The sequence below is a fragment of the Novosphingobium sp. CCH12-A3 genome (genome assembly GCF_001556015.1).
Lineage (GTDB): Bacteria > Pseudomonadota > Alphaproteobacteria > Sphingomonadales > Sphingomonadaceae > Novosphingobium > Novosphingobium subterraneum.
This window is the reverse complement of record NZ_LSIA01000048.1, coordinates 1-1,245: the sequence shown is the minus strand read 5'-3', so window position 1 is coordinate 1,245 and position 1,245 is coordinate 1. Positions and strand designations below refer to the sequence as shown.

Below are 1,245 nucleotides of genomic sequence, written 5' to 3'. Positions count from 1 at the left end.
GGTGACGTGCTCCCCTGAAATGTGACCGCCCGATGGTAGAGTCCGACCGTGAAGGAGTCGGACGACGATGAAACGGAGCAGGTTTAGCGAAGAGCAGATCATCGCGATCTTGAAGGAGCAGGAGACTGGGATGGCGACGGCGGAGGTGTGCCGGCGCCATGGGATCAGCTCGGCGACGTTCTACAAGTGGAAGTCGAAGTTCGGTGGCCTGGAAGTGTCCGAGGCCCGGCGGCTGCGATCGCTTGAGGAGGAGAACGCCAGGCTGAAGAAGCTGCTGGCCGAAGCCATGCTCGACAATGCGGTGCTGAAGGATCTGGCCTCAAAAAAATGGTGACGCCCGGCGCCAAGCGGGAAGCCGTCGCCCATGCCTGTGAGCATCACGGGCTGAGCGAGCGTCGGGCGTGTGCACTGGTCGGCGTGAGCCGCAGGGTGGTCCGGTATCGATCGAACCGCCCTGACGACGGCCCGCTGCGGCAAAGGCTGCGCGAGTTGGCAGGAGAGCGCCGGCGGTTCGGCTATCGCCGTCTCGGTTACCTGCTGGCGCGAGAAGGCATGGCGCCCAATCACAAGAAGCTGCTGCGGATTTACCGCGAGGAAGGTTTGCGGGTGCGCCGCCGCGGTGGGCGCAAGCGGGGCTTGGGCACTCGGGCGCCGATGGTCTTGCCAGAAGGTCCGAACCAGCGCTGGTCGCTCGACTTCGTCTCTGACAGCCTGGTCTGCGGCCGGCGCTTCCGCATCCTGTGCGTGGTCGATGACTTCACGCGTGAGTGTCTCTCGCTGGTGGCCGACACTTCGCTGTCGGGTGCACGGGTGGCCAGGGAACTGACCAGCCTCATTGGCCGGCGGGGCAAACCCCACACCGTAGTCAGCGACAACGGGACAGAACTGACCTCGTCGGCCATCCTGCGGTGGTCACAGGAACGCCAGGTCGAGTGGCATTACATCGCCCCGGGCAAGCCGATGCAGAACGGCTTCGTGGAAAGCTTCAACGGCCGACTGCGGGATGAATGCCTCAACGAGACCCTGTTCACCTCCCTGGCTCACGCCCGGTTCGTGCTCGCCGCCTGGCAGCACGACTACAACACAGTCAGGCCACACTCGAAACTGGGCGGGAAGACCCCCGCCGAGATCGCCGGCCAACGTGTCTGGGGGCATGCCCCCAGACACGTTGCCATCCCATCAAACCAACATCATGAAGGAGCGAGACTCTACCTCTGACCGGTAACAATCAGGGGAGCACGTCAA

General features: G+C 64.0%; 1 protein-coding gene. It reads left to right on the top strand.

Features of this window, described 5'->3' with window-relative positions:
- Positions 1 to 67 precede the first annotated feature (67 nt).
- A protein-coding gene (locus tag AX703_RS03410) for an IS3 family transposase (RefSeq protein WP_156451898.1) occupies positions 68 to 1,218 on the top strand; the annotation gives its coding sequence in 2 pieces (ribosomal slippage) (positions 68 to 320 and positions 320 to 1,218; 1,152 coding nt in all).
- Positions 1,219 to 1,245 lie beyond the last annotated feature (27 nt).